Source organism: Agrobacterium sp. LR_9 (assembly GCF_041954855.1).
Taxonomy (GTDB): Bacteria; Pseudomonadota; Alphaproteobacteria; order Rhizobiales; family Rhizobiaceae; genus Agrobacterium; species Agrobacterium leguminum.
This window is the reverse complement of record NZ_JAVAYA010000026.1, coordinates 15523-39706: the sequence shown is the minus strand read 5'-3', so window position 1 is coordinate 39706 and position 24184 is coordinate 15523. Positions and strand designations below refer to the sequence as shown.

Below are 24184 nucleotides of genomic sequence, written 5' to 3'. Positions count from 1 at the left end.
AAAGACATGCCCGTTCCGGATTATGCATTGCTGCTCGACCCACCTGCCTTTCCCGCGGAGCATTACGCCATTCTGGCCGACCGGCTGGCAGCCTTGATGGGCACGGGGAACGACGTCCTTCTCATACAGGCGGAAGCCGTGCTGGCGCTTGAGGCGGCGGCGACGAGCCTTGCCCGACCGGGTCTTAGAGCGCTCAACATCGTTACCAGCCCCTATGGCGCATGGTTCGGCGGCTGGCTCGCGAGAGGCGGCGCGACGGTGCGCAACCTGACCGCCAGCCCGGCAAAGCCGGTCACGCTGGAGGAGGTGGAACGGGCGCTGAACGAGGGTCCGGGCTTCGATCTTCTCGCCATCGTCCATGCGGAATCGGCAAGCGGCATTCTCAACCCCCTGCCCGCCATTGCCGCGCTTGCTCGGCAAAGGGGTATCGTCACGCTCGTCGATGCCGTCGCCTCCATCGGCGGCCATGCCTTTGAGGTCGACCGGCTGGGTATCGATATCGCCGTGATCGGCCCGCAAAAGGCGCTGGCCGGCCCGGCCGGGATTTCCGCCATTTCCGTCAGTGAAAAAGCGTGGGAGCTTCTTTCGCATGGTGAGGCGCCGGAAAACTCCATGCTCTCGCTTCTGGACCAGAAAAAACTCTGGCTCGATGCCGGCCGCGGCGCGCTGCCCGGAACGCCTGCTCCGCTGGAATTTTACGCGCTGGAGGCCGCCCTTGACAGGATAGAGGCGGAAGGTCTGGCATCGGCCAATGAACGTCATGAAAGAGCGGCGGCGGCCACCCGGAACGGCATCAGGGCGCTCGGTATCCCGACCTGGGTGGAGGAGACACACGCCTCCGCCCTCGTTTCCACGGCGATCCTGCCGGATACCGTGGAAGCAAAGGCGTTCCTCGCTGCTGCATCCCAAAAGCAGGGCGCAGATATTTCCGCCGGTGTCGGCCCCGGCGCGGAACGGCTGATAAGGCTCAATCACACCGGTCTGAGGGCGCATCCGGAGGCAGTAAAAGCCAATATCGCGGCCTTCTCCAGCGCCCTGAAGAGCCTCGGCCATGCCGCAGATACCGATTCCGCACTGGAAGCGACTGAAAAAGCCTATTCTGACGCCCCTGCGAACGGCGTTTAATGCCGCTAATAGACGTTCATTGCGCCAAATCCGGCAGCGTTGGAATGTCAGTCACGACATTGTTGTTAAAAATGGTAGACAAATTCCTCGACCAATCTTGACGAAATCATGGCAACGCGCGAAACTTAACGCTACGTTAACTCGCGTGAAGAAGGGAAACGGCCATGGTAGCAGGGTTCAACATGCTCTCCTTTGACCTCTTTGGCATCGGCCGAAGGATGCCCGTCGTCAATGAGCGGGTGGAGACCGAGTTTCAGGACAAAACACCGCGCAGACCCGATGACGAGTCGCACGATGACGACCGCGATCAGGAATATGAACTGTTCTTCTGGTCGCTTTACCCGGTGATCTGAGCCACTCACAGCGGCTTGCAGGTATGAACCTTGCCAAGGACCGCGGGTTCATTCAATGATTGCCGCATGCGCCGGCCCGAAAAGAACTCTGCGAACAGAGACTTGCAACTGTTGCGCCGCCTTCTGCGGGCCAAGGATCATATGGACGCGGCGCCCCATGAGGCGTGGCCTGTTTCACGCCTTGCAAGCGTCAGCGGCGCCTCGCAGGCGCACTTCGCGAGATCGTTTCGCGATGCTTTCGGCATACCCCCTCACCGCTATCTGCTAACACGACGCGTGGAGCGCGCCGTGGCGCTGTTGCGTGACACGGACCTTCCGATCATCGACATCGCGCTGCAAACCGGCTGGAACAGCATCGGCACGTTCGGCCGTGTTTTCCGCGACGTGACGGGGGAAAACCCGAGTGAATTGCGGCGCAGGATGCGGCTTTTGCCTGCCGAGCTTGAGCAGGTTCCCCATTGCTTCGTCAGCGCCGCGCATCGTCCCCATCTCACAATCGCAGTTTCGGAGAAGCGCCGGCGAACGGAAAGCGATAGGCACGGTGAGTGAAAGGGAGATAGCTCATGAAAAATGGTGTTCAACTTGTCGGGCTTTATGTTCATGACCAGGACGAAGCGCTGCAATTTTATGTCGAAAAAGTCGGATTTCGTCTGCATACGGACGCACGCAACGGCGATTATCGCTGGTTGACCGTGCAGCACCCGGACCAGCCGGATTTCCAGCTGGGCCTGTTTCGGCCGCAGGCCCCGACCGTTGATGAAGCGACGGCACAGGATCTGAATGAAGCCGTGGCCAAAGGCGCCATGCCGCCGCTGGTTCTGGTGGTCGAGGATTGCCAGAAAGCCTTTGACGCCATGCACAAACGCGGCGTCGAATTCACCCAGGAACCGATCGCCCGCTACGGCTCGGTGGATGCGAGCTTCCGCGATCCTTCCGGCAATGGCTGGAAGCTCGTTCAGGCCCGCTGAAGCGCCGATGTGTCACATTCCATCATGGATGTTTTTTCTTGGGGGCGACTTTGATCTTGCGAAACTGGATAAGGCAGGGCCATCGGTGGCTGGGCATTCTGCTGACTGTCACCATTCTGGCGAACTTCGCTTCGATGGCCTTCGGCCCGACGCCACCAGTGATCGTTTATGCTCCGCTGGTGCCGTTGACTTTGCTTGTTCTCAGCGGGCTTTACATGTTCTTCCTGCCATATCTGGGAAAGCCGCCAGCCCCATCGGGGAAGCAGGCAGGTAAGCAATGAGGCTATCGCGCTCTTCGGCCGCCCGCACGGTTCACGCGGTTGCGAAGCATGGTATCCAAAATGTTTCGGCCCCGGGTTTTACCCCGGGGCCGATTAAAACGCGGTCGGCAAAAACTGCCTTGTCTTAGTGGTTGTCGCGCGGCAGGCCCTTGGTCTGCGCGATGCGCTGATACTTCACGGCCGGTTCCAGAACCGCGCCGGTTTCCATCTGGCTGACGATACCGCGCTGGATTTCCTGCCATGGCGTCTGGTGATCGGGGAACTTGTAACCGCCCTCGGCGGAAAGCGCCTCGTAACGCTTGGCCAGTTCCTCGCCGGAAATCAGGATATCCGCCTTGCCACGGCCCACGTCGATGCGGACGCGGTCGCCCGTCTGCAGGATGGCGAGACCGCCGCCGGCCGCCGCTTCGGGCGAAGCGTTGAGGATGGACGGGCTGCCCGACGTGCCAGACTGACGACCATCGCCGATGCAGGGCAGCGAATTGACGCCTTCCTTCAGGAGATAATCGGGCGCGCGCATGTTAACCACTTCCGCCGCACCCGGATAACCGATGGGACCGGCGCCGCGCATGAAGAGGATGGTGTTGGCGTCGATCTTCAGCGACGGATCGTCGATGCGGTGATGGTAGTCCTCCGGACCGTCGAACACCACGGCGCGGCCTTCGAAGGCTTCCGGATCGTTCGGGTTGGAGAGGTAACGGTTGCGGAACTCTTCCGAAATCACGCTCGTCTTCATGATGGCGGAGGAGAACAGGTTGCCGCGCAGGACGCGGAAGCCGGCACGTTCCTTGAGCGGCTGCTCATAGGGACGGATGACCTTCTCGTCCTCGATGATCGCGCCACGGCAGTTTTCGCCGATGGTCTTGCCGTTGACCGTCATGGCGTCTTCCATGATCAGTCCCTGGTTCATCAGCTGATTGACGACAGCCGGAACACCGCCGGCATGGTAATAATCTTCGCCGAGATATTCGCCGGCCGGCTGCAGGTTGACGAGCAGTGGCACGTCTTCGCCATAGGTCTGCCAGTCATCCACCGTCAGCTCGACGCCGACGTGACGCGCGAGGCCGTTCAGGTGGATCGGCGCATTGGTGGAGCCGCCGATGGCCGAGTTGACGCGGATGGCGTTGATGAAGGCATCCTTGGTCATGATATCGGAAGGCTTCAGGTCTTCCTTGACCATTTCAACGATGCGCAGGCCGGTGAGGTAGGAAACTTCCTGGCGGTCACGGTAAGGCGCCGGGATGGCGGCGGAGCCCGGAAGCTGCATGCCGAGCGCTTCGGCAAGCGAGTTCATGGTCGTCGCCGTGCCCATGGTGTTGCAATAGCCGGTGGAGGGAGCCGACGAGGCGACGAGCTTGACGAAGCCCTGATAATCGATCTCGCCCTTCGCCAGCAGTTCGCGCGCCTTCCAGACGATGGTGCCGGAACCGGTGCGTTCGCCGCGGAACCAGCCGTTCAGCATGGGGCCGACGGAAAGGGCGATGGCCGGAATGTTGACGGTGGCCGCCGCCATAAGACAGGCAGGCGTGGTCTTGTCGCAGCCGATGGTCAGGACAACGCCATCGAGCGGATAGCCGTAAAGCACTTCCACGAGGCCGAGATAGGCAAGGTTGCGGTCGAGACCGGCGGTCGGGCGCTTGCCGGTTTCCTGGATCGGATGCACCGGGAATTCGATGGCGATGCCGCCCGCTTCACGGATGCCTTCGCGCAGGCGGTTCGCCAGTTCCAGATGGTGGCGGTTGCAGGGCGAAAGGTCCGAACCGGTCTGCGCAATGCCGATGATCGGGCGGTCGGACTGAAGCTCGGCCTGGCTGAGACCGAAGTTCATGTAACGCTCGAGATAAAGCGCGGTCATATCCGCGTTGGCGGGATTGTCGAACCACGCGCGCGAGCGAAGCTTGCCTCCCTTGCTCTGGGTTGCGGGAAGATTGTCGGATGTAGTCATGATGCGGGTCTCCAGCCGGAAGTGGCCAACGGTAAAATATTACGAAATGCGACAAGCTTATGTTGTGCGCAAGGAAAATGGAATCAGCTTTCGGAGATCACGCATAACCGACAGAGCAGCCCCAGACGAGTGATTTGGAGCTGTTCTTCGGCTTTAGCCGAATATTTTTCGGCATTTACGATGATACCGGCGTCGCGCAACGGCCTCTTCCTCCCTGCCTTGCCGGAATGCGTCTGGCCCGATGGCCCGGCACTCCGCCTCAGTCTGATATCTTTATTTATATTACTATTAGATGCCGTCATTGACTGTCAAGCCACATCGCGGGCCATTTTTGGCGTGTTCATTCAGGGAAAGAGTAAAATTTATTTCCGCCCAAACCATTGATTTATTGTATTTTATGACAAAATTTTGTCCCAGTTCGTGAAAGCCAAATTGCGAAAAGGCTAAAAAACCACTTTTCAAGAGTATTACTATATGCTCATAGTGTCGCCGTCACGCTGACATCATCTCTGGGAGGATAAGATGAGAAAAGCTCTTGCGGCATTCACTGTCGCCGTTTCCGCATGCCTTGCATCCAGTGTTTCCGCACAATCGCTTACCGTCGGCTTCTCGCAGATCGGTTCGGAATCCGGCTGGCGCGCGGCTGAAACAACCGTCACCAAGCAGCAGGCGGAGAAGCGCGGCGTCACGCTGAAATTCGCCGACGCACAGCAAAAGCAGGAAAATCAGATCAAGGCCGTTCGCGGCTTCATCGCGCAGGGCGTCGATGCGATCCTGATCGCTCCGGTCGTCGCAACCGGCTGGGACGCCGTGCTGAAGGAAGCCAAGGAAGAAAATATCCCTGTCATTCTGCTCGACCGCCAGATCGAGGCTTCTGACGATCTTTACCTCACCGCCGTGACCTCCGATCAGGTTCATGAAGGCAAGGTTGCCGGCGACTGGCTGGTCAAGGATGTCGGTTCCAAGGACTGCAAGGTCGTTGAATTGCAGGGCACGACCGGCTCTTCGCCCGCCATTAACCGCAAAAAGGGCTTCGAAGAGGCGATTGCCTCGCACAAGAACATCAAGATCGCACGCTCGCAGACGGGTGACTTCACCCGTACCAAGGGCAAGGAAGTGATGGAAAGCTTCATCAAGGCCGAAGGCGGCGGCAAGGATATCTGTGCGGTCTACGCTCACAATGACGACATGGCCGTCGGCGCGATCCAGGCGATCAAAGAAGCTGGCCTCAAGCCCGGAACCGACATCAAGGTCGTTTCCATCGATGCCGTGCCTGATATCTTCAAGGCCATGGCGGCCGGCGAAGCCAACGCCACCGTCGAACTGACGCCTGACATGGCCGGCCCTGCCTTCGACGCGCTCGAAGCCTACCTGAAGGACAAGAAGGCCCCGCCGAAGTGGATTCAGACCGAATCCAAGCTCTACACGGCGTCTGACGACCCGATGAAGGTCTACGAGGCGAAGAAGGGTCTGGGTTACTGATACCCCATTCTTCGGAAGGAGCGGCGCGTCGTTCGTGCCGCTCCATCATGGCATTCTTCATGCGGAACCTGCTCAATGTCCGAAACGGCACCACTTCTGGAAGCACGCGCCATCGGCAAATCCTTTTTGGGGATCACGGCGCTTGATGGCGTCGATTTTTCGCTTGGACATGGTGAAATCCATGCCCTGCTCGGCGAAAACGGCGCGGGTAAATCGACGCTCATCAAAATCCTGACCGGCGTTTATCACCGCGACAGCGGCTCGATCTTTCTGGAGGGCGCAGAGATTTCGCCCGCCAATGTGGGTGAGGCGCAGGCGCTGGGCATCGGCACGGTCTATCAGGAAGTGAACCTTCTCGAAAACCTGACGGTTGCCGAAAACCTGTTTCTCGGCCGCCAGCCGCGCCGCTTCGGGCTGATCGACCGCGGCACGATGCAGAAGAAATCGCAGGCGCTGCTTGCCCAATACGGGTTGTCCATCGACGTCAACGCGCTTCTCTCCAGCTATTCCGTCGCCATCCGGCAGATCATCGCCATTGCCCGCGCCGTCGATCTTTCCGGCAAGGTGCTGGTGCTGGACGAACCGACCGCCAGCCTTGATGCCCATGAGGTCGAGATGCTGTTTGGCGTCTTGAGAAACCTGCGCGCACGCGGCATCGGCATCGTCATCATCACCCACTTCCTCAATCAGGTCTATGATATCGCCGACCGGGTGACGGTGCTGCGCAACGGCCGTCTCGTCGGCACCCGCGACATTGGCAGCCTGCCGAGATCCGAACTCATTTCGATGATGCTCGGCCGCGAGCTTCAGCACATCACCCATGAACATCAGGCGACCGAAGATACGGTTGCCGAGGGCGAACCGCCGATCCGTTTCGAAGGTTACGGCAAACGCGGCAGCATCGCGCCTTTCGATCTCGGCATCCGGCCGGGAGAGATTGTCGGCGTCGCCGGGCTGCTGGGTTCGGGCCGGACGGAAACAGCCTTCCTGTTGTTCGGCATCGACCGGCCGGATACCGGAAAGGCTGTCATCGACGGCCAGACAGTGGCGATTTCTTCGCCGGAAGCCGCCATTACCGCCGGGTTCGGCTTCTGTCCGGAAGAGCGCAAGACGGACGGCATCATCGGCGACTTTTCCGTCACAGATAATATTGCATTGGCGCTTCAGGCACGGCAGGGCTGGGCACGGCCACTCTCGCGCCGGCAGAAGGCGGAACTGGCCGAAAGCTTCATCAAGTCGCTCGATATCCGCCCGGCCGACCCCGAGCGGCCGATCAAATTCCTGTCCGGCGGCAATCAGCAAAAGGCCATTCTGGCGCGCTGGCTCGCCACCCACCCCCGGCTGCTGATCCTCGACGAGCCGACACGCGGCATCGATATTGGCGCGCATGCGGAAATCCTGAAAATGATAGAAAGACTCTGCAGCGAGGGCATGTCGCTCGTCGTCATCTCCTCCGAACTGGAAGAGCTTACCGCCGTCGCCCATCGTGTGGTCGTGCTCTCCGACCGCCGCCATGTCAGCGAATTGAAGGGCGGCGAAGTGACCGCCGACAATATCATGCGGGCGATTGCCGATGCGGCGAAAACGGAGGCGGCGTGATGGTGGCTGTGACACGACGCCTAAAAAGGCTTGCTCCCCAGCTTGCCGCGCTCTTCATCATTCTGGCAGCGATTACAATCCTTTCGCCGGGTTTCCTGCATGTCTCGTTTCAGAACGGCCGGCTCTATGGCAGTCTGGTGGATATTCTCGTGCGCGCCGCACCCGTGGCGCTTTTAACCATCGGCATGACGCTGGTCATCGCCACCAAGGGCATCGACCTTTCCATTGGCGCCGTCATCGCCATCTGCGGCGCGGTTGCGGCCACGCTCATCAGCAACGGCCATTCCATTCCCTCGGTCATCGTCATCTCGCTTGCGGTGGGCATTGCCTGTGGCCTGTGGAACGGTGTGCTCGTCGCCCTTCTCGACATACAGCCGATCATCGCCACTCTGATCCTGATGGTGGCGGGGCGGGGCATCGCCCAGCTCATCACCGAAGGCGTCATTCTCACCTTCAACAATGACAGCTTTTCCGCTATCGGTTCCGGCTCGTTCGCGGGCATTCCGCTGCCCGTCATCATCTGGGTGGCGGCGGCGCTCACGATCGGCCTTCTGGTGCGCAAGAGCGCGCTCGGTTTCCTGATTGAGGCGACCGGCATCAATCGTCGCGCGGCAGCGCTTGCCGGGGTACGGGCGCGCTTCCTGCTGTTCTTCGTCTATGCGGTTTCCGGCCTCTGCGCAGCCATCGCCGGCATGATCGTGACTGCCGATATTCGCGGCGCGGATGCCAACAATGCCGGGCTTTGGCTGGAACTGGACGCCATATTGGCGGTAGTCATTGGCGGCACCTCGCTGAATGGCGGGCGCTTCTCCATCACCGCCTCGCTGATCGGCGCACTCATCATCCAGACCATCAATACCGGCATTCTCGTTTCGGGCTTTCCGCCGGAATTCAACCTCATCATCAAGGCCGGCATCATCATGGTAGTGCTGACGCTGCAATCGCCGGCGATCATGACGGTGCTTGGCTTCGTGAAAGCGCCCAAGCCACACGCCAAACCGGCGGCCACCAATGGCATGACCAAGGAAGGAACCGCGCGATGATCCACAGCCGCAATCTGCCCTTCCTCACCACGCTGACGATCTTCGTCATCGCCTATCTCCTCTGCGTGCTGCAATATCCGGCGATCTTTTCCACGCGGGTGATCGGCAATCTTCTCACCGACAACGCCTTTCTCGGCATCGCGGCGGTCGGCATGACTTTCGTCATCCTGTCTGGCGGCATCGATCTCTCCATCGGTTCGGTCATCGCCTTCACCAGCGTCTTCGTCGCCGTCATGGTCGGCACCTATAATATCCATCCGCTGCTGGCCTTCGCCATCGTGCTGGTTGTCTCGACATTGTTCGGCTGCCTGATGGGGGCGATGATCCGCTTCCTGTCGATCCCGCCCTTCGTGGTGACGCTGGCGGGCATGTTTCTGGCGCGCGGCGCGGCTTACCTCATCTCCACCCAGTCGGTGCCGATCTCCCACCCGTTCATCGATGCGATACAGGGCTTTTATTTCCGCTTTCCAGGCGGCGGCAGGCTGACGGCATTGGCCATGCTGATGCTTCTCGTCTTCGCCGCCGGCATGCTGATCGCCAGCCGCACCCGCTTCGGCGCCAATGTCTATGCACTCGGCGGCAACCCGCAATCGGCCGAGTTGATGGGCGTGCCGATCGGGGCCACGACCATCGGCATCTATGCGCTTTCCGGCTTTCTCTCCGGCCTCGCCGGCATCGTCTATACGCTCTACACTTCGTCAGGTTATTCGCTGGCGACGGTGGGCGTTGAACTCGACGCCATCGCCGCCGTCGTCATTGGCGGCACGCTTTTGACCGGCGGCACGGGGCTGGTGGCGGGAACCTTCATCGGCCTTCTGATCCAGGGCTTGATCCAGACCTACATTGTTTTTGACGGGACGCTTTCCTCCTGGTGGACGAAAATCGTCATCGGTGTGCTGCTTTTCGTCTTCATCGTGTTGCAGCGCGCAATCATCTGGTATTCAAACAGGAGACTGGCCGGACCGCATCCGGCATAATTGCCAAGGGAGGCTTGCTTGGGGCTGCTCGAAACGACGATAAGCGGGCGAAAACGCCGGAACAGCCACGCCCATGTGGTCTCCGAACTCGGCAGCGCCATCGTCTCGGGCAGAATTGCGGAAGGCTCCCTGCTGCCCAATGACGCGGAACTTTCCATGCGCTTCGGCGTCTCGCGCACCGTGCTGCGCGAAACCATGAAGACGCTGGCGGCCAAGCGGCTGGTCGAACCCAAGGCGAAGGTCGGCACCCGCGTTCTCGACCGCTCAAGCTGGAACTTCTTCGATCCGGATGTGCTGGGCTGGCGCTGCGAGGCCGGCATAGACCAGGAATTCGTCACGCATCTGGCGGAGATCCGCCTGGCGCTGGAACCGGCGGCGGCAGCGGCAGCGGCCCTGCAGGCCTCCAATGACGATATCGTTTCGCTTTACGTCATCGCCGCCAAATTCGACAATCCGAAACATACGCCGGAAAGCATCGCCAAGGTCGATCTCGAATTCCACCTTGCCGTGGCGCATATGTCCGGCAATCCCTTCATGCGCTCGGCAAGCGGGCTGATCGAAGCAGCACTTGCCATTTCCTTCCAGCTCTCGTCGCCGGCCGCTTCGCCTGGCACCATCGCCGAAATCGCGTCCAATCATCTGCGCATCGTGCATGCGATTGCGGCGCGTGACGCGGATGCGGCGGTGAAAGCCATGCGCCACGTGATCGAGGTCGGTAAAGACCGGACGCAGAAGGCGATCAAGACGGTTTGAGGAGTTGTAAGACCCGCAGGAATGCGGGTCCGTTTTCTCCAACCAATTATCCCTGCGATGCCTCGACCTGCGGCACCACGCCACGGCGCGACGCCATCAGCGATGCGCCGAGAAGGGCGGCAATCGCCACGAAGACGAAGACCATCGTCGCCCCCTGAAGATCGATCAACAGGCCGCCCAGAACCGCACCGCTGGAAATGGCGATCTGGAACGTGGTGAGCAGCAGCGCGCCAGCACTTTCCGCCTCATCGGAAGCGGCCCGCGTGATGAAGCTCTGCACACTGACCGGGAGCGCACCGAAGGCAAAACCCCAGGAGGCGATGGCAAGGCCAGCAATCAGGGGTGACGCACCCGCAACGACCAGAACGGAAGCCGATGCCGCGATGAGAGTCGCGGCGAACGTCACTGCCCATGCCGTGTTTTTCTCGGAGAGGAAACCGCCGAAAAGATTGCCGAAAAAGCCGCTGACACCATAAACCAGAAGGACGAGGGAAATCGCCTCGACGCCAAGAAGCGTCACATCTTCCAGAAATGGACGGACATAGGTGAAACCGGCAAAGTGACCCGCAACGATGAATAGCGTCGTCAGAAGGCCGATCCGAACCTGCGGCCGCTGCAACAGCCGGAACATGGTGGAAAGACCGGGTGCGCCAGCCGGCGGCAGCGAAGGAACGGTGAGCAATTGCACGAAAAGTGCGATGACACCGAGCGCACCCGCAACCACAAAGGCCGAGCGCCAGCCAAGCGTCGCGCCGATCCATGCGCCCACCGGCGCTGCACAGACGGTGGCGACCGAAACCCCTGTCAGGATGATGGCCATGGCGCGCGGCATCTTCTCAAGCGGCACCAGCCTCAGCGCCAGCGCCGCAGACATGGCCCAGAAGCCGCCAAGGCCGATGCCGAGCAGGACGCGCGAGGCGAACAGCATGAAAAGACCGTTGGCGAAGGCGGCCAGCGTGCTGGAAATGATCAGCAGCGTGGTCAGCCCAAGCAATGTCCAGCGGCGGTCGATGCTGCGTGTGCCTATGACGACGCCGGGGCCGGCGACCGCCGCGACCAGCGCCGTAACGGTGATGGATTGACCGGCAATGCCGGAGCTGACGGCGAGATCGGCCGAAAGCGGCGTGAGAAGGCTGACCGGCAGGAACTCCGCCGTCACCAGCCCGAAAACGCCGAGCGAAAGCGAAACCACGGCTGCCCATTTCGCATCCGGCTCTGTCTTGCGCGGCACATATTCAAGCTCGTTTATGGTCCGGTTGTTCATGAAAATCTCCTGATGCGCATTCCCGGAATGCGTCCTGAAACGGAAAGACAAAGTGGTGAAACCGGTGGGAGTCCGGTTCAACAACCGCAAATCGATGCGCATAAGCTATGCGTGACATCCCGGCGTTTCCATGCTAGAAAATCCATATTCCTTAACCAAACATCCGAATTTGCGAGAGCGCCATGAATGATGCCCTGACCGAAATGTTGCGTGGCCTGAGGCTCGATGGTGTCGAATACGGCCGGTGCCGCATGGCCACACCCTGGGCGACGGCCTTTCCCGAACAGGAAGCCGCGCGGTTTCATTTCATCGGCGTCGGTCAGGCGAAATTGCAGAAACCTTCCGGGGAATGGCTGACGCTGACCTGCGGTGACGCCGTGCTTCTGCCGCGAGGGCACGCCCACGTGCTGGGCAGCGGCGAGGATGTGAAGCCCACCCTTTTCGACCGCTTCGGCAAGAAGGAAGTCTGCCAGGGCATCTTCGACATGGAATGCGCGAGCGCCGGCGGCGATACCGTCGCCTTTACCGCCTCGATGCGTTTCAACATGGACAATCTGCACCCGCTGCTGCAGCTGATGCCGGATGTGATGCTGACCAGCGATCTGGCCAAAAGCGACCCGGCTATCCCCCATCTGCTTGAAGCCATGACGCGCGAGGTGGAACTGAACCGCGTGGGCGCGGGCGGCATTCTGGCACGGCTTGCCGATGTGCTGACTGCAACATTGATCCGCACATGGGTGGAATATGGCTGCGGCGATTCCAGCGGCTGGCTGGCCGCCGTGCGCAATCCCGAACTCGGGCGGGTGCTGGCCGCCATCCACCTCAACCCCGAAAAGGACTGGAGCGTGGAGGAGCTTGCCTCGCTGATGGGCGCATCCCGCTCCAGTTTCGCGGAACGTTTCACCCGCATAGTGGGCGAAAGCCCGGCCCGTTATGTGGTGCGCGTGCGCATGCATCAGGCGCGGCTGTGGCTGCGCGAAGGCATGCGCGTGACGCTGGCGGCGGAAAAGCTCGGTTACGATTCCGAAGCCTCCTTCAGCCGCGCCTTCAAACGCGTGCTCGGCGCGCCGCCCAGCCAGTTCCGCAGGAAGGACACGGCCGGGCTGGAGGATGCGGCATAAGAATGTGTCTCAGTGGAAATTGCGGGAAATGACCTTTATCCGCTCCACCTCATCTTCATCATCGACTGTAGCCGGCGGGCGTTTCCTAATGGTGCGATGATCTTCCGGCGGCATGCCGTGGTGGAACTCATCGCCGCGCCCATGCGGCAGGGGAAAGGCGCGGTTGCGCTCACCCACACTTGCCAGCGCTTCCGACAAATCGGTCAGCCGGTGGGCGACCAGATGCACCACCTCGCCTTCCCGCTGGATCTTGCCGTAAATGCCTACCATGCCGGCAGACAGCACCACACGCCGGTATTTTTCGAAGGTCTTGACCCAAAGGACAGCATTGGCAATGCCGGTCTCGTCCTCCAGCGTCATGAAGATCACGCCCTTTGCCGAGCCGGGACGCTGGCGCACCAGCACCAGACCCGCCGTTTCCAGCCATGTGCCATCCCGAACGCGCACCGCCTCCGCACAGGTGACGATGCGGCGGCGGGAAAGATCGCGCCGCAGGAAGGTCATGGGATGTTCGCGCAGCGTCAGCCCCACATGACCGTAATCCTGCACCACCTCGCCACCATCAGTCATGGGCCTGAGCGCAACGGAGGGCTCCTGAAGCTCTTCGATAACGGCATCTTCCCTGACGGCAGCGGCGGCGAAAAGCGGCAGCGGCTCATCCCGCAAAGCCTTGATGGCCCAGAGCGCTTCGCGTCTGGCAAGCGAAAGCGACGGCAAAAAGGCATCGGCTTCGGCGAGACAGACAAGGGCGGCGGCAGGAACGCCCGCCCTTCGCCATAGATCGTCGACGGAGGCGAAAGGCCGATCCTGCCGGGCGGCGACGATTTTTGCAGCATGGTCATTGGAAAGCCCTTTCACCATGCGCAGGCCAAGCCGTACGGCATAGCGTTCCTCACCCTCATCATTCTTCTTGCCAGTAGGCTCCAGCGTACAATCGAAGCGGCTGTTATTAACGCAGACCGGACGCACCTCGACACCATGATCACGCGCATCACGCACAATCTGCGCCGGGGCGTAAAAACCCATGGGCTGCGAGTTGAGAAGCGCCGTACAGAAAATATCGGGATGATGGCATTTCAGCCATGAGGAGGCATAAGCAATCAGCGCGAAGGAAGCCGCATGGCTTTCAGGGAAACCATAACTGCCGAAGCCTTCCAGCTGCTTGAAGATGCGTTCGGCGAATTCTTTGTCATACTCGCGCTCTACCATGCCGTCGATCAGGTCCTGCCTGAATTTCGAGATGGTGCCGACATTCTTGAAGGTGGCCATGGCTCGGCGGAGCTGATCCGCCTTGCCGGGGGAGAAACCGGCGCATTCGATGGCGACGCGCATGGCCTGTTCCTGGAAAAGGGGCACGCCGAGCGTCTTGCCCAGCACATTTTTAAGCTCCGGCTTCGGATAATCCTCTTTTTCCTTTCCATCTCGGCGACGCAGATACGGATGCACCATATCTCCCTGAATGGGGCCGGGACGAACAATGGCCACCTGTATGACGAGGTCGTAGAATTTTGCCGGTTTCAGACGTGGCAGCATCGACATCTGCGCCCGACTTTCGATCTGGAAGGTGCCCAGCGTATCGGCCCTCTGGATCATTTTGAAGGTTGAGGGATCATCATCCGGCATGGAAGTGAGATCATATTTCTTCCCATAACGCTCCTCCAGCATATTGAAGCCTCGCTTCATGCAGGAAAGCATGCCGAGCGCCAGACAGTCCATCTTCATGAACTTCACAATATCAATATCATCCTTATCCCATTCGATGATCTGGCGATCATCCATGGCGGCGGGTTCGATTGGCACCAGCTCGTCCAGCCGGTCATGGGTCAGAACAAAGCCGCCCGGATGCTGGCTGTGGTGACGTGGCGTGCCGACAAGCTGATTGGCAAGTTCAAAGGCAAGTTGCAGGCGGCGGTCCTCCATATTGAGGTTCAACTCTTTCACCTGCTTTTCGCCGACCCCCTCGCTCCACCGCCACACTTGCGAGGAGAGAAGTTTGGTCAAATCTTCCGGTAACCCCAGAACCTTACCGACATCCCGCAACGCCCCACGCCCGCGATAACGGGTAACGACCGAACAAAGCGCAGCCTTGTCCCGACCATAGGTGTCATAAACCCACTGGATGACCTCCTCACGCCGCTGATGTTCGAAATCCACGTCGATATCAGGTGGTTCGCGCCGTTCTTCCGAGACGAAGCGTTCGAACAGGAGATCAACCTTTACAGGATCGATGGCGGTTATGCCGAGCACGTAGCACACAACCGAATTGGCCGCCGAGCCGCGTCCCTGGCAGAGAATATCCTTCCTGCGCGCAAATTGGACGATGGCGTTCACCGTCAGAAAATAGGGGGCATATTCCAGCCGGCCTATTAGCCCCAGCTCATGATGCAGCGCCTTTTCCACCTTCTCCGGCAAGCCCTCGGGATACCGCACCGGCACCCTCTCCCAAACCATCTTCTCCAGCGCCTGCTGCGCCGTCAGCCCCGGCATGCTGCGCTCCTCGGGATATTGGTAGACCAGTTCCTTCAGCGAAAATTTGCAGCGTTTCGTAATTTCGAGACTGCGGGCCAGCGCCTCGGGGTAACGGGCAAACAGCCGGTGCATTTCCTCCGGCGGCTTCATATAGCGGTCGGCATGCCGCTCGCGCCGGAAACCAGCCTCGTCGATGGTGCAATTGTGCCTTATGCAGGTGACGACATCTTGCAGCATGCGCCGTTCCGGCACATGAAAAAGCACGTCATTGGTGACAACAGTCGGCACACCAGCCGCTTCGGCCATAGCTGACAGTTCGAAAAGCCGCATCTGGTCGTTGGGGCGTCTTCTGAGGCTAAGCGCCATATAGGCCCGGTCCGCAAAAGCTGTCTTCAGCCGGCGCAGGCGAAGCGCGCATAGATCGTCGGCCAGATCGGCGAGCAGCACCACGATCAGGCCTTCGCCGTAGGCGACGAGATCGTCCCATGCCAGCCGGCACTTGCCCTTGCCGCCTCTTTTCTTGCCGACGGAAAGCAGCCGGCAGAGCCGCCCGTAAGCGGGCCGATCCATGGGATAAACGAGCACGGAAAGATCGTCATCCAGATCGAGCCGGCAGCCGATGACAAGGCGGATGCCATGATTATTGGCGGCTTCGTAAGCGCGGGGAATGCCCGCAAGGCTGTTGCGGTCCACGATACCAAGCGCCTTGATGCCGAGTCTTTTGGCCTGTTCGAAAAGCTCATCGCAGGAGCTTGCACCCCGCAGGAAGGAAAAATGCGTGGTCACCTGAAGTTCGGCATAACGCGGCGCGCTCATGCGAAGACCCCGTGAATGAACCAGCCCTGAGAACCAGTCTCGATATGTTCGCCATCGCCGGAGCGGAAAATCCAGAAGCGCTCGCCGCTTTCATTTTCCACCGTAAAATAATCGCGCACGGCGGCCTTTTCCCGGTCGCGTTTCCACCATTCGCCGAACACCCGCTCCGGCCCGTCGGCGCGCCTGACATTATGGCGCACGCCTTTCCAGAGGAAATAACGCGGCGGATGGTCCGGCAGCAGCGCCAGCGTTTCGATGGGTTCCGGCCTTGCAAAAAGCCTGACCGGGCGCGGCCAGTGGCCGGGCCAGCCGAGCCTATCCTCAGGTGCCAGCGCCGCAACCCGGGCAACGGAGCGTTCCGGCACATCGCTTGCCACCGCCGCATAACGATAGACCCGGTGGCCGCGATTGAGAATGACATCGACCGTATCGGCGATGTCCGCACGGCCTTCCTCCAGAAGCGAGGATCGGGCCTGCGCGGCGACAAGCGGCTCGGCATGGGTGGCGGTCAGCACCATCATCTCGATGCCGAAACCGGGATCGATGGTGTCGATCCGGTCGGTCAAAAGCCGGACAAGCTGTTTGACATCGCGCACCGGTCTGGAGGTGCCGGCCCGCACCGCCTGCAGGCCGCTATCGACCCGGTGCAGCACCAGATCGACACGGCGAGCGCCGAGGCCGCGCTTTTCCAGCGCGACACAAAGCTCCGCAACCAGTTTTTGCGTATAACGGGCAATCGTCTCCGCCGCTGCAATGGGTTCGGGAAAGGCGCGCCGCACCTCCACCAGCTCGGCCACGCGCACCGGTTCGATGGGTTCACCGATCTCCCCCAAAGCCTGAGAAAGACGGCGCACGAGTTCGGGGCCGAAACGCAGGGTGAGCGGCGCACGCTGTGCTTCGGCCAGCTCGCCGATGCTGCGGAAACCGAGCACCTTCAACTCGGACACAATACGCTCTTCCAGCCTGAGCGCGGCAAGCGGCAAGCCGCTGACCGCCACCCGCTGACCGCCCGGCGGCACGATGCTGATCGCCTCACGGCCAAAACGCGCCAGCGCATGGGCCGCTCCCCAGCTATCGGCAATGGCGGCGCGGGCGCTAAAGCCGGCGGCATGAAGGCGGTTGACCATGCCGCTCAGCATCAGCGCCTCATTGCCGTGCAGATGGTCCGCCCCCGCCGTGTCCAGCACCAGCCCGTCCGGCGGGTCGGCGGCGACGATGGGGGCATAGATGCGCAGGAAATGAAAAGCCAGCTGTTGCAGGGCGCGGGAATCTCCATTGGCATCCAGATCTTCCACGATAAGGCCCGGCACCAGCGCCTGCGCCTTGCTGACCGGCGTGCCCGGCCGGATGCCCGCCGCCTTTGCCGCCTTGTCGAGCGCCAGCACCAGCCGGCGGCTGCCCTGGCGGCCAATCATGACCAGCGGCTTTTCAACCGGCGGCGCGTCCTTGCCCGAAAGACGCCGGAAACGATCCGTCGGCCATGTCGGCAGGTAGAGCGAGACGACCCTTTGCATCACAGGCTTCCACTTCAAATTCGGCACTTTCGCCGCCGCGACATCGCAAAAGTTCCAGAAACCAGCGCGGCCTGCCCACCCCCGGTACCGGCAAGGGGGATGAGGGTCGGACGGAGATGCGCCAGCGGGTCATCGCTGCCGTCGGCTCGCCGAACAGCGCCGCATCGGCCGCACGCCGGAAGCGACGAATGGCGATGCCGGTAACACCGGAGGTTTCCGCCGCCAGTTGCAGCCGCCGCGAGGCATTCATCGGCAACTTCGCCAGCTCGCCCATCACCGCGCCGAAACCGTTGCAGCGTAAGCCCTCCTCGAAACAGTCGAGCACACCTTTCTCATCGCGGCATTCAACGATGATGACCCGGTTCTGCGACAGGCCGGCCTGCGTCAGCCCCGGCATGAACAGATCCCGGCGGGTGACACACCATAAAACCTTGCCGGAAAGCCGTGCCGCCACACCGGCCGCAAAAAGGGCGGCCGCCGCGCCATCGGCAGCGCCATTGCCGCCGCCGCTCACCTCATGCAGGCAACCGAGCTTCAGCCCGCCTCCCGGCAGGCGATGGTCGATGGCATCCACGCCGAAAGGCAAGGTCTCGTGCAGGCGCGGAGCGCCGTTACCGATCCTTTCCAGCCTTTCACGCAGCTCTTCGACAACGAGCAACTGATCCGCGCGCTTTTGCATGGCATGACAGGTTTCAATTCCGGTTATTCATCTTTATTGTTCCTGTTTTGTTCCTATTTCAGCAAAGAGTCAAGCAATAGGCTGCCGGTCTTCAACAGTTTGCACGGGAAGAGAGGATTCTGGCCTTGCGGCCCTCTGCCCTGCCGTTAAAACGGAATTGTCCGCTCGCCGCCTGTTTTACCCTGACAGCCGCCGGCAACGGACATCATGGTTTGGAGGAAACCGCCGATGATCGCCAGCATTCTGATTGCCGTGGTTGCGGCCATCCATATTTACATCGTCATTCTGGAAATGCTGCTGTGGGAAAAACCAGCTGGCCGAAAGGCCTTCGGTCTTTCGGCGGATTTTGCCCGGCAGACGAAAGTACTGGCCGCCAATCAGGGACTGTATAACGGTTTTCTCGCAGCGGGGCTGATCTATGGGCTGATGCAGGGCGATGAAGGGCTGAGCTTCAAGGTTTTCTTCCTGACCTGCGTTCTGGTGGCCGGTATTTTCGGCGCCATCACCGCCAATATGAAGATCCTGTTCATTCAGGCATTGCCGGCATTGTTCGCGCTCGGCTTCCTTTGGATCGGAGCATGAACCGATGAGCGCATGGAACGATCACAGCGCAAAAGACGCCCTCAACCGGATTTTCATGGCGGCAGTGGCAAGCGCCGATCCGGCAAAGGTGCTGCAACACCACCTTCCCTCCCCGCCCAAAGGCCGCTGCGTGGTGGTGGGCGCCGGCAAGGCTTCGGCCGCCATGGCTGCCGCGCTCGAAGCGGCATGGCCGCATGTCGATCTTTCCGGTGTGGTGGTGACGCGTTACGGCCATGCCGTCCCGACTGCGCGCATCGAGATCATCGAGGCTTCCCATCCCGTGCCGGACGATAAAAGCGCGGAAGCGGCAAAACGCATTCTCGCAGCCGTTGAAGGCTTGACGGCGGACGACATGGTCATCGCGCTGATTTCCGGCGGCGGTTCGGCGCTGATGGTGGCACCGGCAGAAGGCATGACCCTTGCCGACAAGATGGCCGTCAATCGTGCCCTTTTGGCCAGCGGCGCGACGATTTCCGAAATGAACGCCGTGCGCAAACATCTCTCCCGCATCAAGGGCGGGCGGCTGGCGCTGGCTGCCAAACCGGCCAGGGTCGTTTCGCTGCTGATTTCCGATGTACCGGGAGACGATCCCTCCGAAATCGCTTCCGGCCCGACGGTTGCCGATCCGAGCCATATTGAAAGCGTGCGGGAAATCGTCTCCCGTTATGCGCTCGATCTTCCCGAAAACGTGCGCAAGGTGCTGGAAAAAGGCGAGGAAACCCCCAAGGCGGGCGATATCGAGGAGGATATCCGGCTCATCGCCGCCCCTTCGCTCGCCCTGCAGGCGGCGGCGGATGAGGCGGTGAAACTCGGGCTTACGCCGCTCATCCTCGGAGATTCGCTGGAGGGTGAATCAAAAGATGTCGGCGCTGTCATGGCCGGCATCGCGCTTTCCGCCAGCCGTAAGGGCCTGCCGGTGAAAGGCCCGGCCGTGCTGCTTTCCGGCGGCGAAACCACAGTGACAATCGGCAAGGGACCGGCCGGCAAGGGCGGCCGCAATACGGAATTCCTGCTGAGCCTTGCGCTGACGCTGAAGGGTGCGGACGGCATCTGGGCCATTGCCGGCGATAGCGACGGCATAGACGGCGTGGAGGATGCGGCAGGTGCGGCGGTGACACCGGACACGCTTGCCCGCATGCGCGAAGCCGGTGTCGATCCGCGCCAATCGCTCGTGAGCCACGACAGCTACACCGCTTTCAGGGCAGCAGGAGACCTTGTCGTGACGGGGCCGACGCTGACGAATGTGAATGATATCCGCGCGATTTTGATCGGGTGATAGCGGAGAAGTTCGCAACGATTACGGGCTTTCCCGCGCGTGGATCGCGGAGGGAAGACGTTTTGACTATGCCCTCCGACAGGAGTAATCTGGCGGGATATCCTTTGGAGCCTCAGCCATGCGTCCTGGAGTGCTCATACTTGGCCTGGTCATGGCCCTTATTCCGACTTTGGCGGATGCCCACAATTGCAAATGCCGAAATCGCGGCGTCATGTTCCAGCTCGGCCAGACATCCTGCCTGAAGGTCGATGGCGGCTCTTATCTCGCGCGCTGCGAGATGAAGCTCAACGTTTCGTCATGGACAAAGATTCAGGACGGTTGCCCCACAACAGAAAGGGTGCAAACGCAGTCAACCCGCGTCAATTGATCCCATCGGCAGATGACGCCAAGGGCATCTTCTCCCCGGCATCGGGGAGAAGAAATACGCGGCAACCTAGTCTTACAGCTTCACCCAGCCGCCATTCTTCTTGCCGGACTCGATGCAGGCCGTGACGAAAGCGACACCTTTAACCCCGTCGTCCACGGTCGGGTAAATCACCGCCTTGTCGAGCGCCGAGCCGCTGCGGCGGGCTTCGATGGCATGCGCCGCCTCGGTATAGATGGTGGCGAAGGCTTCGAGATAACCTTCCGGGTGGCCGGACGGAATTCGGGTGACGCGCGCTGCGGCAGCCCCTGCCCCGGCGCCGCCGCGGGTGATCAATTGCTTGGGTTCGCCAAGCCTCGTGAACCAGAGATAGTTCGGGTCCGCCTGCGTCCACTCGATACCGGCCTCGTCGCCATAAACACGAACCTTCAGCCCGTTTTCGTGACCGACCGCAACCTGGCTGCACCAGAGCAGCCCCTTGGCCGCCTGCTTGCCGCCCTTTTGCTTGAAGCGCAGCATCACATGCGCATTGTCGTCCAGCCGTCGGCCTTCGACAAAGGTGTGCACATCTGCCGCCAGCTCATCCGCTTCCAGACCGGAAATGAAGCAACCGAGATTATAGGCATGGGTGCCAATATCGCCGGTGGAGCCGCCGACGCCCGATTGCGCCGGATCGGTGCGCCAGACGGCCTGTTTCGCACCGGTCTGCTCCACTGCTTCCGTCAGCCAGTCCTGCGGATATTCCATCTGCACCAGACGGATATTGCCGAGTTCACCGGCCTCCACCAGTTCCCGCGCGTGCCGCACCATGGGATAGCCGGTATAATTATGCGTCAGGATGAACAGGGCATCGACCTTGTCGGCCACCTGCTTCAGCTTTTTGGCGTCCTCCAGATTGGAGGTCAGCGGCTTGTCGCAGATGACATGGATGCCGCGCTCCAGAAACGCCTTGGCGGCCGGATAATGCACATGGTTCGGGGTGACGATCGCCACCGCCTCGATGCCATCCTCGCGCAGCGCTTCCTTTTCGGCCATTTCCTCGAACGAACCGTAGCAGCGCTCGGGATCGAGCCCCAGTTCACGGCCGGAGGCTAGGGATTTTTCCGGCGTCGAGGACAGGGCCCCCGCCACGAGATCGAAGCGATTGTCGAGCCGCGCCGCCATGCGGTGAACGCCACCGATAAATGCGCCCGAACCGCCACCCACCATGCCAAGGCGAATCCGCCTGTTCGCCTTGTCGGTTGTCTTTCCTTCAATAGCCATAATATCTCCCCTGAAATGCTCTCAAAGCCCAAGCATACGGCGGTTGGCCGCATCGTCCGTGCCGCTCGATGCGAAATCGTCAAAGGCTTTTTCCGTGACGCGGATGATATGCGCCTTGACGAATTCGGCTCCTTCCCGGGCACCGTCTTCAGGATGCTTCAGCGCGCATTCCCACTCGACCACGGCCCAGCCATCGAAATCATTGGCCGCCATTTTCGAGAAGACCGCACCGAAATCCACCTGCCCGTCGCCCAGCGAACGGAACCGGCCCGCGCGGTTGACCCAGCCCTGATAACCGCCATAAACGCCCTGCCGTCCGGTCGGATTGAACTCCGCGTCCTTAACGTGGAACATCTTGATGCGGTCTTTGTAAATGTCGATATTGTCGAGATAATCGAGGCATTGCAGAATGTAATGCGACGGATCGTAGAGCATGTTGGCGCGCTTGTGGTTCTTCACCCGCTCCAGGAACATCTCGAACGTCACGCCATCATGCAGGTCTTCGCCGGGATGGATTTCGTAGCAGACATCCACACCCTGCTCATCGGCATAATCGAGGATCGGCGTCCAGCGTTTCGCCAACTCGTCGAAGGCTGTTTCCACCAGACCGGCCGGGCGCTGCGGCCACGGGTAAACGAAGGGCCAGGCAAGCGCACCGGAGAAGGTCGCATGCGCCTTGATGCCGAGATTCTTCGAGGCTTTCAGCGCCAGCTTCACCTGCTCCACCGCCCATTGCTGACGCGCGTTTGGATTGCCGCGCACTTCAGGCGCTGCAAAACCGTCGAAGGCCTCGTCATAGACCGGGTGAACGGCAACCAGCTGGCCCTGCAAATGGGTGGAAAGCTCGGTCACCTCGACACCGTTCTGGCGCGCGACTCCGGCAAATTCGTCGCAATAATCCTTCGATTCCGCCGCTTTTTTGAGATCGATCAGCTGTCCGGCCCAAGTCGGCACCTGCACGCCGGCATAGCCCTTTTCCGCCGCCCATTTGGTAATGCCATCCCAGCTGTTGAAAGGTGCGGCATCGCCGGCAAACTGACCGAGAAAAAGACCCGGTCCCTTGATCGTTCTCATAAAAATCTCCTCCTGCATCGATACAGTTTCGCGGTAATCCGCTTTTTTTCCCAAGCGCCAAGCTAACCGCTCGTGATTTTCAAACAAGCCCCAAAAGCGGAGGGACGAGAGAATTTCCGCATTTCGTTGAAAATGCGGAAGGCGCTTAAAGCGCCAGTCCGCTCGCCCTGTCGAAGACGTGCACACGCTCATGGTGCACGGTGGCGGCAAAGGGGGTGTTGACCTTGACCGGCTGCTCGCCATCCACGACCGCCGTCACATGATCGCCCGCCAGTTCGAATATCACATGGGTCTGTGCGCCCGTCGGCTCCACCAGCAGTGTCCGGCCGGAGAGAGACACATCACCGCCGATGGCCGAACCGATATGTTCCGGCCTCAAGCCAATCGTCACCGGCTGGCCGCGTTTCACCTTTCGGGAGGCGGCAATGCGGATCGCGGTTCCGTCCTTCAGCCGGGCCGCCGGCTGGTCTCCGTCGCCATCGACCACGCATTCGATGAGGTTCATGGCCGGTGAGCCGATGAAGGCGGCGACGAAGAGATTGGCGGGCGTCTTGTAGAGCTCGAGCGGCGTGCCCTGCTGTTCGATGCGACCGTGATTGAGCACCACGACCCGATCCGCCAGTGTCATCGCCTCGATCTGGTCGTGGGTGACATAGATTGAGGTGGTGCCGACTTTCTGATGAAGCGCCTTGATTTCGCTGCGCATCTGCACGCGAAGCTTGGCGTCCAGGTTGGACAGCGGCTCATCGAACAGGAAGACGGCCGGATTGCGCACCACCGCGCGGCCCATGGCGACACGCTGGCGCTGGCCACCGGAGAGTTGCGAGGGCTTGCGATCCAGCAGCTTGCCGAGATCGAGCATGCGAGCGGCTTCCGCCACGCGCTCTTCAATGACGTTTTTCGGCTGGCCGGCTAGCTTCAGGTTGAAGCCCATGTTTTCGGCCACCGTCATATGCGGATAAAGCGCATAGGACTGAAACACCATGGCGATGTTGCGCTCACGCGGGGTCATGCCATTGACCACCTTGTCGCCGATGAGAATATCTCCTTCGGTGATTTCCTCCAGCCCGGCGATCATGCGCAGCAGGGTGGACTTGCCGCAGCCGGAAGGACCGACCAGGGCGATGAATTCGCCATCCGTAATATCGAGCGAGATGCCGTGAATGACATCAAGCGCGGCATAGGACTTGCGGATATCCCTAAGTTCGACGGAAGCCATGTTTTGCTCCTTTCACG

General features: G+C 60.8%; 22 protein-coding genes. 14 read left to right on the top strand and 8 right to left on the bottom strand.

Annotated features, from left to right (window positions below; genetic code table 11):
- Positions 1-6: 6 nt before the first annotated feature.
- The 5 genes from RAC79_RS22100 (at position 7) to RAC79_RS22080 (ending at position 2727) form a co-directional block, all read left to right on the top strand.
- On the top strand, positions 7-1125 hold the full coding sequence (locus RAC79_RS22100) for an alanine--glyoxylate aminotransferase family protein (protein ID WP_142844578.1): 1119 nt from the start codon (positions 7-9) through the stop codon (positions 1123-1125).
- Positions 1126-1289: 164 nt separating this feature from the next.
- Complete coding sequence (locus RAC79_RS22095; protein WP_003506556.1) at positions 1290-1478, top strand: hypothetical protein; 189 nt, start codon at positions 1290-1292, stop codon at positions 1476-1478.
- Positions 1479-1544: 66 nt separating this feature from the next.
- On the top strand, positions 1545-2027 hold the full coding sequence (locus RAC79_RS22090; RefSeq protein ID WP_125146291.1) for a helix-turn-helix domain-containing protein: 483 nt from the start codon (positions 1545-1547) through the stop codon (positions 2025-2027).
- A gap of 14 nt (positions 2028-2041) precedes the next feature.
- Positions 2042-2446 carry a VOC family protein gene (locus RAC79_RS22085; protein ID WP_003523747.1) on the top strand — a complete coding sequence of 135 codons (405 nt, stop codon included), beginning with the start codon at positions 2042-2044 and terminating at the stop codon, positions 2444-2446.
- 56 nt (positions 2447-2502) lie between these two features.
- Positions 2503-2727, top strand: a complete 225-nt coding sequence (locus RAC79_RS22080; RefSeq protein WP_236781174.1) for a hypothetical protein — start codon at positions 2503-2505, stop codon at positions 2725-2727.
- A 124-nt stretch (positions 2728-2851) separates the two neighbouring features.
- Here RAC79_RS22080 and RAC79_RS22075 read toward each other — a convergent pair whose 3' ends face one another.
- A complete protein-coding gene (locus RAC79_RS22075) occupies positions 2852-4672 on the bottom strand; it encodes an IlvD/Edd family dehydratase (RefSeq protein WP_174039857.1) in 1821 nt (606 codons plus the stop codon).
- A 522-nt stretch (positions 4673-5194) separates the two neighbouring features.
- On the opposite strand from RAC79_RS22075, the gene ytfQ reads away from it, so the two are divergent.
- The 5 genes from ytfQ (at position 5195) to RAC79_RS22050 (ending at position 10526) form a co-directional block, all read left to right on the top strand.
- Positions 5195-6154 (top strand): galactofuranose ABC transporter, galactofuranose-binding protein YtfQ, encoded by a 960-nt coding sequence (gene ytfQ, locus RAC79_RS22070; protein ID WP_065655501.1) that lies wholly within the window; start codon positions 5195-5197, stop codon positions 6152-6154.
- A gap of 75 nt (positions 6155-6229) precedes the next feature.
- A complete protein-coding gene (locus RAC79_RS22065; protein WP_174036757.1) occupies positions 6230-7753 on the top strand; it encodes a sugar ABC transporter ATP-binding protein in 1524 nt (507 codons plus the stop codon).
- Positions 7753-8796 (top strand): ABC transporter permease, encoded by a 1044-nt coding sequence (locus RAC79_RS22060; protein WP_161987805.1) that lies wholly within the window; start codon positions 7753-7755, stop codon positions 8794-8796. The genes RAC79_RS22065 and RAC79_RS22060 overlap by 1 nt, the downstream gene beginning before the upstream one ends.
- A complete protein-coding gene (yjfF, locus tag RAC79_RS22055; protein WP_080857224.1) occupies positions 8793-9773 on the top strand; it encodes a galactofuranose ABC transporter, permease protein YjfF in 981 nt (326 codons plus the stop codon). Before RAC79_RS22060 ends, yjfF begins: the two co-directional genes overlap by 4 nt.
- 18 nt (positions 9774-9791) lie before the next feature.
- Positions 9792-10526, top strand: a complete 735-nt coding sequence (locus RAC79_RS22050; RefSeq protein WP_003523755.1) for a FadR/GntR family transcriptional regulator — start codon at positions 9792-9794, stop codon at positions 10524-10526.
- A gap of 46 nt (positions 10527-10572) precedes the next feature.
- Here the strand turns inward: RAC79_RS22050 and RAC79_RS22045 are convergent, their stop codons facing one another.
- Positions 10573-11790 carry an MFS transporter gene (locus RAC79_RS22045; RefSeq protein ID WP_035239784.1) on the bottom strand — a complete coding sequence of 406 codons (1218 nt, stop codon included), beginning with the start codon at positions 11788-11790 and terminating at the stop codon, positions 10573-10575.
- A 182-nt stretch (positions 11791-11972) separates the two neighbouring features.
- Between RAC79_RS22045 and RAC79_RS22040 the strand changes: the two genes are divergently transcribed.
- Positions 11973-12911, top strand: coding sequence for an AraC family transcriptional regulator (locus tag RAC79_RS22040; protein ID WP_020809454.1), 939 nt, complete (start codon positions 11973-11975; stop codon positions 12909-12911).
- Positions 12912-12920: 9 nt separating this feature from the next.
- Here the strand turns inward: RAC79_RS22040 and RAC79_RS22035 are convergent, their stop codons facing one another.
- The 3 genes from RAC79_RS22035 to RAC79_RS22025 are packed head-to-tail and all read right to left on the bottom strand — an operon-like array spanning position 12921 to position 18389.
- Positions 12921-16196, bottom strand: coding sequence for an error-prone DNA polymerase (locus RAC79_RS22035; RefSeq protein WP_174039858.1), 3276 nt, complete (start codon positions 16194-16196; stop codon positions 12921-12923).
- Positions 16193-17710: a DNA polymerase Y family protein gene (locus tag RAC79_RS22030; RefSeq protein ID WP_174039859.1), complete on the bottom strand. Its 1518-nt coding sequence runs from the start codon at positions 17708-17710 to the stop codon at positions 16193-16195. Before RAC79_RS22030 ends, RAC79_RS22035 begins: the two co-directional genes overlap by 4 nt.
- A complete protein-coding gene (locus RAC79_RS22025) occupies positions 17625-18389 on the bottom strand; it encodes an ImuA family protein (RefSeq protein WP_125146298.1) in 765 nt (254 codons plus the stop codon). Before RAC79_RS22025 ends, RAC79_RS22030 begins: the two co-directional genes overlap by 86 nt.
- 228 nt (positions 18390-18617) lie before the next feature.
- On the opposite strand from RAC79_RS22025, the gene RAC79_RS22020 reads away from it, so the two are divergent.
- The 3 genes from RAC79_RS22020 (at position 18618) to RAC79_RS22010 (ending at position 20614) form a co-directional block, all read left to right on the top strand.
- Positions 18618-18971, top strand: a complete 354-nt coding sequence (locus tag RAC79_RS22020; RefSeq protein ID WP_078052716.1) for a DUF1304 domain-containing protein — start codon at positions 18618-18620, stop codon at positions 18969-18971.
- Positions 18972-18975: 4 nt separating this feature from the next.
- Positions 18976-20247: a glycerate kinase gene (locus RAC79_RS22015; RefSeq protein WP_174039860.1), complete on the top strand. Its 1272-nt coding sequence runs from the start codon at positions 18976-18978 to the stop codon at positions 20245-20247.
- Between the two features lie 118 nt (positions 20248-20365).
- Entirely contained in the window at positions 20366-20614 is a 249-nt protein-coding gene (locus RAC79_RS22010; RefSeq protein ID WP_142844586.1) for a hypothetical protein, read from the top strand.
- Between the two features lie 72 nt (positions 20615-20686).
- On the opposite strand, the gene RAC79_RS22005 is transcribed toward RAC79_RS22010, so the two are convergent.
- From RAC79_RS22005 to RAC79_RS21995, 3 genes are all read right to left on the bottom strand, one after another.
- Positions 20687-21874, bottom strand: coding sequence for a Gfo/Idh/MocA family protein (locus tag RAC79_RS22005; RefSeq protein WP_078052713.1), 1188 nt, complete (start codon positions 21872-21874; stop codon positions 20687-20689).
- A gap of 21 nt (positions 21875-21895) precedes the next feature.
- On the bottom strand, positions 21896-22948 hold the full coding sequence (locus RAC79_RS22000; protein ID WP_078052737.1) for a sugar phosphate isomerase/epimerase: 1053 nt from the start codon (positions 22946-22948) through the stop codon (positions 21896-21898).
- Between the two features lie 145 nt (positions 22949-23093).
- A complete protein-coding gene (locus tag RAC79_RS21995) occupies positions 23094-24167 on the bottom strand; it encodes an ABC transporter ATP-binding protein (RefSeq protein ID WP_174039861.1) in 1074 nt (357 codons plus the stop codon).
- Positions 24168-24184: the final 17 nt, after the last annotated feature.